5 protein-coding genes are annotated in these 6,846 nt (G+C 67.1%); 3 read left to right on the forward strand and 2 right to left on the reverse strand.

Translation table 11 applies throughout. The annotated features are described in order from the left end of the window. Positions 1-1,216: HNH endonuclease signature motif containing protein (locus QN345_RS13775; RefSeq protein ID WP_323508766.1), on the forward strand; the 1,216-nt coding region annotated here is incomplete at its 5' end. Positions 1,217-1,433: 217 nt separating this feature from the next. On the opposite strand, the gene QN345_RS13780 is transcribed toward QN345_RS13775, so the two are convergent. Both QN345_RS13780 and QN345_RS13785 read right to left on the reverse strand, forming a co-directional pair. After that, complete coding sequence (locus tag QN345_RS13780; protein WP_323508767.1) at positions 1,434-2,723, reverse strand: glycosyltransferase; 1,290 nt, start codon at positions 2,721-2,723, stop codon at positions 1,434-1,436. Continuing rightward, positions 2,720-4,957: a glycoside hydrolase domain-containing protein gene (locus QN345_RS13785; protein ID WP_322189715.1), complete on the reverse strand. Its 2,238-nt coding sequence runs from the start codon at positions 4,955-4,957 to the stop codon at positions 2,720-2,722. Before QN345_RS13785 ends, QN345_RS13780 begins: the two co-directional genes overlap by 4 nt. A gap of 111 nt (positions 4,958-5,068) precedes the next feature. On the opposite strand from QN345_RS13785, the gene QN345_RS13790 reads away from it, so the two are divergent. Then, positions 5,069-6,097, forward strand: a complete 1,029-nt coding sequence (locus QN345_RS13790; RefSeq protein WP_134560097.1) for a glutathione S-transferase family protein — start codon at positions 5,069-5,071, stop codon at positions 6,095-6,097. 99 nt (positions 6,098-6,196) lie between these two features. Continuing rightward, complete coding sequence (locus tag QN345_RS13795; RefSeq protein ID WP_134448724.1) at positions 6,197-6,751, forward strand: hypothetical protein; 555 nt, start codon at positions 6,197-6,199, stop codon at positions 6,749-6,751. Positions 6,752-6,846: the final 95 nt, after the last annotated feature.

Below are 6,846 nucleotides of genomic sequence, written 5' to 3' on the forward strand. Positions count from 1 at the left end.
ACCGTGGCACGCCCCGATCGGCCGCGCCCTCGCCGAGGGCTGGCTCAGCGTCGAGAAGGCGGACGCGCTCCGTAAGGGCCTGGGCGATCTGGACCGGGCTATCACCCCGGAGAATCTCGCGTCCGCCCTGGCCCGGCTCCTCACCGAAGCACGAACCCTGAACGCAGATCAGTTGTTCAAGCGGGCCCGCCGGGTGCGGGACGTGCTCGATGAGGCCGGCATCGCCGCCCGCGAGAAAGCCGTCTACGACGACCGGTCCCTGCGGTTCTGGCGGCTCCACACGGGGCAGGTGCGCATGGTCGGCCTGTTCGCCCCCGAAGACGGCGAATACCTGATGAGTACCTACGACGCCATCACCAGCCCCCGCCGGGGCGGGGTCCGCTTTGTGAACAAGGAGCAGGCAGCGTGGGCGAAGCGCGTGCAGGACGACCCGCGCACCACCGAACAGCTCACCGCGGACGCATTCCTCGCCCTGACCAAACTCGGCGTCAAAGCCGACCCCAAGCGCATCGCCGGAGGACGAAGCCCCGCCGTCCGCATGATCACCATCCGCCCCAGGAGCACCACACCGACCAGCACCACACCGACGGGGACCGCATCCACCGGCACCGCACTCATCGGCGTCGCACCGCACGGGACCGCGCCGGTCCGGACCGCGTCGATCGAGACCGCAGCCGGCAGGACTGAACCGAGCTGGCCGACTCCCGACGCGGTGACCGGACCCACGTCCGATGCCGAGGCAGGCCGCAGAGACGAGGCACCCGCGCTCCAGCCGGGCGTGATCGAGGGAACCGCGGTTACGGTCTCCACCGAGACTCTAGAACGGAACCGGTGCGACACCGGACTCCTCGACGTCACCTTCGACGACCACGGCAGCGGCGTCGACCTCGGCCGCGAACAACGCACCTTCAGCCCCGCCCAACGCGACGCCCTCGCCCTTCGCGACGGCGGCTGCATGTGGCCCGGCTGCGACCGACCACCCTCCTGGACCGAAACCCACCACATCCAGCACTGGAAAGACGACACCGGCGCAACCAACCTCGCCGACGGGATCCTGCTCTGCCGGGCCGACCACCTCAGACTCCACAACGAACACTGGCGCATCACACGCGACGACACCGGCCACTACTGGCTCACACCACCCCCGGGACTCGACCCCGAACAGAGACCCATCCTCCTTACCAGCAAAAGCCCGATCCTCCGGGACGACGACTGAGTCGGCGAGGAAGATCGGCGGTGTAGCGGGGACGGCAGCGGCACCGACCGCCGAGTCTCCTTGTTCCGTACTAACGGTGTTCGAAACTGGACGTTTCGGACCCGGCAGTTCAGACATCGGCGCTTCAGACCTCACCGCTTCAGACCTCACCGCTTCACACTTCACGATTTCAGACCAACCGTCTTGCCCGCGGCGGGTCCGACCGCCGGATCCGCTCCTACTGGTGCGGGACCTCGGCGGTGTCCCGCAGCGGGGCGAACATCCGGTCGAAGACGTTGCGCCGGTCGAACTGCATCGCATACTCGCGCGCACGGTCAGCGCAGTCCCTGCGCTCCTCCGCCGTGGTCTCGAGAATTGCGCGGTCGATCGCCTCGGCGATCGCCTGCGGGTCTTCGACGGGGATGATCAGGGCGTGGTCGCCCACGGCTTCGCCGATGCCACCGGTGACGGTGGTGATCACGGGACCGCCGCCGGCGAGCATCTTCTCGGCCAGTGCGATGCCGAACGTCTCCACGAACTCCGGCCGCGGCTTGCTCGGAAGCACGAAGGCGGCGCATCCGGCCATCAGGTACGGCTTCTCCGCATCGCCGACGTCGTCGAGGAACCGGATGCGATCGGCGAGCGGCGAGGCCGCGGCGATGGCCCGGAGTGCCTCGGACTGCGGGCCGCGGCCTGCGATCACGAGGATCTTGTCCTGGCTGGCTGCGCTGATCGCGTAACCGGCGATGAGATCGTCAACGCCCTTCGCCGCGGTGAGCCGGGAGAGGAACAGGATGTACCCGTCCCGTTCGAGGCCGCGGGCGGTGAGAACGTCGTCCGTCACGCTCTCGTCGAGGTGCAGGTAGGAGTCTGCGTCGATCGCCGGGTAGGAGATCGTGATCCGTTCGCGGCACTGGGCCGCGTAGCGGGTGCCGTGGTGCTGGTCGACGAGTTCGGCCTCGGTGATGATGAGCTGCCGGGTGTACTCGGACACAGCGACGCAGTAATCCTGGCTGAGATAGCTCGACAGGATGTGCGCAGCGGCGCCGAATCGTCCCTCGTTGACCGCGGTGCGCACGACATTCGTGACGTCCGAACCCACGGCTTCCGCGATCGTGGTCACGTTGACGGGCAGCCCGGTCCCCCAGGCAGCGCGCACGGCGTCGGAGACCGCGAGCGTGTGCGGCGTGAGGTAGAGCGAGAGGCAGACCGTGGGCACGCCATCGGTGAAGAGCTCGATCAGCCGGCCGGTGACCCCGGCGAGGTGGCGCCCGTCGAGCACCTTGTAGTCCCCGACCGGTGCGGGGCGGTCGACGAAGATCCCGGGACTGTATGGCAGCACGGAATCGAGCGGTTTGAGCGGCAGTCCGGAGGCCTGGAGCTTGTCGATCGGCCACGTCACGATGCGCACCTCGTCGAAGCCGCGCTCGAGCGCGGTCTCAGCGAGATTACGCGCTTCGACGGAGTGGCCGCAAATGACCGGATCGGCCCGGACCACGATGACAAGCCGGTTCTCAACAGAATTCATGATGTCTCTCCCGTGGATCGTGACGCTCGTGATGGTGACAAGGATGATGGCGTCGAGGGTGGGAAGTCCGTCGTTCCCCAGCTGCCCGGCTCAGGCCCCAACTCCACGACGAGTTCGCCACCGGCGTGGAATTCATTTCCACTGAGCCAGGTGCGCCCGAGCGGTTCCCCGTTGAATTCCATAGCCTGCACATACTGTACGGGTCCGCCCGGTGTCGGTTCAATGAATCCACGAGTACGGATGGTGAACGAGTGCTTACCGACAGAAAACGTCGACTTCTCGAAGGAGGGTGCGTTGACGAGGACGATGTTCTGGCCGGCCACCGGGAACAGCCCGAGTGACGCCCAGACGAACCAGGAACTGAGCCCGCCGGAGTCGTCGTTTCCTGGCAGCCCTCCCCGGCCGGTGCCGAACTGCTGATGCACGATGTTGTGCACGATCTCGGCCGTGCGGTCCGGCCGGCCCACGTAATGGTACGACCACGGCGCTTCCATGTCGGGCTCGTTGTTGAGTCCCTCGAATCGGCCGAGTCGGTAGCCGGCGATGACTTCCTCCGGGCCGGAGCCCCGGACGAGCTGCTTCACCGGCTCGGCGCCGTAGCCGAAGAACTCGTCGAGCTGGGCGATGAACCGCTCGGCCCCTCCACTCAGAGCGATGCGGGCATCCATGTCCTGAACCAGCCGGAACGAGTAGTTGTGCCGGGTGCCCTCATAGTACGTGGAGTCCTTCAGGAGACCGGTGACCGGGTCGTACGCATTCACCCAGCGTTCAGCGAGGGCGACGAACTGCTCGACGAGGGCCCTGTCGCCGACGTGCCCGGCGACCTTCGCGGTGCACCAGTATCCGAATGCCAGGTCGAGGGTGTGGCTGATCGGATGCGCCTCCCCGTGAACCAGGAACTCCTCGCCGTAGGTGCGGCGCAGGTCGTCGGACATGTGCACGAGGGCCCAGTCCCAGTCGATTCCGGGGAGGCCGAGCTGGCACAGGTCGGCGAGGAAGGTATGGGCGAGAGCACTCGCCTGCCGTGAGAAACGGTCGCTTCCGCGGGCCATCCGGTACCCGATGGGGAAGTTGCCCTCCTCCTCCGAGATGGTGATCATCGCGTTCGCGAGCTCGACCGCTCGTTCCGGCATCAGCGCAGTGATCAGGGGAAGCTGGGTGCGGTAGATGTCCCACATGGTGCTGATGTCGAAGACGAACGGTCCGTCCGTCGGCCAGAACGGGCTCTCAGAGGGGGCCAGGCAGGGCTTGATCAGGGCGTGGTAGAGCGCCGTCGAGAACACCGTCTGGCGAGCGGCAGACGGTGTCCTGACCGTGATGCCCTTGAGCTTTTTGCGCCAGACCTTCTGGGTCCGCTCCCGGCGGGGCGTGAACTGCGCCGGTCCGGTTCCGCAATCCGCCTCGAGGTTGCGCTTGGCCTGGTCGACGCCCCGCAGGGAGAATCCGATCCGCAGCTCGATCGTCTGGCCCTCCTCGCTCGGACCGGCCCACATCAGGCCGAACGGGCGCAAGGTCGTCGGGCGGATGTGGTCGAAGTCGAGCCGGGTCCCACCCGGCATCAGGCGTCTGTCGTACCAGAGCATCTGACGCCACTGGGGGTTGTCGCACTCGATGTACACCGAAAGAGGGGCGCCCTCCACCACGATCTCCCCGCTGGCGACTCCGGGCTCGAGGCACTCGAGATGGGCCCGCACCGGGATCGTGGCGCCGTACGGAATCGACAGTCCACCGTGCGAGAAGTCGATGACCACCCGCGCCTTGGAATGTGCCGGAAAGGTATACCGGTGCACCGCACTCTTCGGCCCGACGGTGAGCTCTGCGGTGATGCCGGAGTCGAGGGTTCCTGAATACCAGCCCGGCTCGGCTTGTTCGTCGGTCAGCTCCCAGGTCCGACCGAGCACGTCGAGTGGTTCGATCATCGGCGTGACGCGGAAGTAGTTGTAGTACTTTCGGATGGCGCCGGTACCGGACTGCTGGAAGTGCGCGAATCCCGAAGCGAGGTGACGCTCGTGCAGGAGGGGCGGGATGCCCTCGAGAGAGAGGTCGTACCGGCCGTACCCTGTCGGATAGGCCCCCGAATACGCGCAGGCCGATACCATCCCGAGCGGGTAGGTAGCGCCCGGGTGCGTGTTCCCGATCTGAGGCTTCGGCCACCACCAGGTGGCGGCGAGGCCGGTCTGAGGAGGAAGGTCCGTAACCTCGGTGCCGATAAACGGGTCAACGCGACCGATCATGCAGTATCTCCTCTGAATGCCTTCCTCGGAGAGTAGCCGCTGCACTGCGTCGAAGATGACGCGACTCCGTTACCGCGAGGTAAATTCTCGCGCCGCCGCTACCGTTGAAGGATGACCACCCCAGAGCCCGAGGGCGCAGACCTGACGCCGAGCTACATCGAACCCGGACAGCCCTTCGATCGCGACACCCACTACATCGAGGACCGCATCACCCGGGACGCCCGTGACGGCTGGCCCGTCGAGCCCGGCCGGTACCGTCTCGTGGCCGCGCGGGCGTGCCCGTGGGCGAACCGGACCGCGATCGTCCGGCGCCTGCTCGGGCTGGAGGCGGTCATCTCGCTGGGCCTGCCGGGACCGACGCACGACAGGAACAGCTGGACCTTCGACCTCGACCCCGGCGCCGTTGACCCGGTGCTCGGCATTGAACGGCTTCAGCAGGCCTATTTCGCGAGATTCCCGGATTACCCGCGCGGCATCACCGTTCCCGCGATCGTGGACATTCCGAGCGGACGGGTCGTCACCAACAACTACCCGCAGATCACGATCGACTTCGAAACCGAATGGGTGGAGTATCACCGTGAGGGTGCTCCCGATCTGTATCCGGTCGAGCATCGCGCCGAGATCGACGAGGTCGCCGACCTGGTCTTCCACGACGTCAACAACGGCGTCTACAAGTGCGGCTTCGCCGGCAGCCAGAAGTCCTACGAGCGGGCATACGACGCCCTCTTCGCCCGCCTGGACTGGCTCGAGGAGCGCCTCGCGACCCAGCGCTTCCTTGTCGGCGACACGATCACCGAGGCCGACATCCGGCTCTTCACGACGCTCGCACGGTTCGACGCCGTGTATCACGGCCACTTCAAGTGCAACCGCAACAAGCTCAGCGAGATGCCTGTCCTGTGGGCATACGCGAGGGACCTCTTCCAGACGCCGGGTTTCGGCGACACGATCGACCTCGAACAGATCAAGCGGCACTACTACGTCACCCACAGCGACATCAATCCGAGCGGCATCGTCCCGAAGGGGCCGGATGCCCGTGGCTGGCTCGAACCGTCTGGTCGCGAGGCCCTGGGCGGGCGTCCGTTCGGCGACGGCACCCCGCCGGGGTCTCCCCTGCCGGCAGAGCGGGTGCCGGCGCTCTGACTCTGTCCCGGGGACAGCACCGCGGGCATGCTCCGGCACGATGACCCTGCGCGTCTGACGAATTCCGATTCCCGCCTGCCGCTCAGTATTCTGGGGGGCATGAAGATGCCAGTACTCGTTACGCTCACCCTGCTCGGAGCGCTGGCGCTCAGCGGTTGCGCCACCGGCCCGTCCACGTCGCCCAGCGGGACAGCCGCGCCCGGAGCCGCAGCAACGGCCGCCGCCACGGAGTCCGCCTCGCCAGAGGCCTGTTCCGGGGTGAGGGTTGTCGTCGATTTCGGAACCCTCGCCGCACCGAAGATCACCGACTGTGTGGACACCGGGACGGCGACCACGATCGCTGCAAGCGCCGTCATGAAGACCGCGGCCGTCGCGACCGAGGGAACCGTCCAGTACGGCGACCAGGTCGTCTGCCGCGTGAACGGGCGCCCTGCCGCCGACGAGACCGTCACGGTCACGGGCCAGGCCTCGTTCGTCGAATCGTGCCAGTCGATGGCGCCCGCATACGCATACTGGGCGCTGTGGATCCAGCAGTCCCCCGGCGCGGCCTGGGAGTACGCCCAGGAGGGCCTCGGGAGCCTCCAGGTGACGCCGGGTCAGTCCCTCGGCCTCGTGTTCACCACCGGTACCGAGACTCCGACGCCCGGGAGCTAGGGCTCCGACCCCGGTGTTCCGCTTTCGCCTGGCCCCCCTCCGCGCGGCCGTGCTCTTCGCGCTCGGATTCGTGGTGCTTCGGATCGGATACCGGG

This window comes from Cryobacterium sp. 10I1, assembly GCF_035019805.1.
Classification (GTDB): Bacteria; Actinomycetota; Actinomycetes; order Actinomycetales; family Microbacteriaceae; genus Cryobacterium; species Cryobacterium glucosi.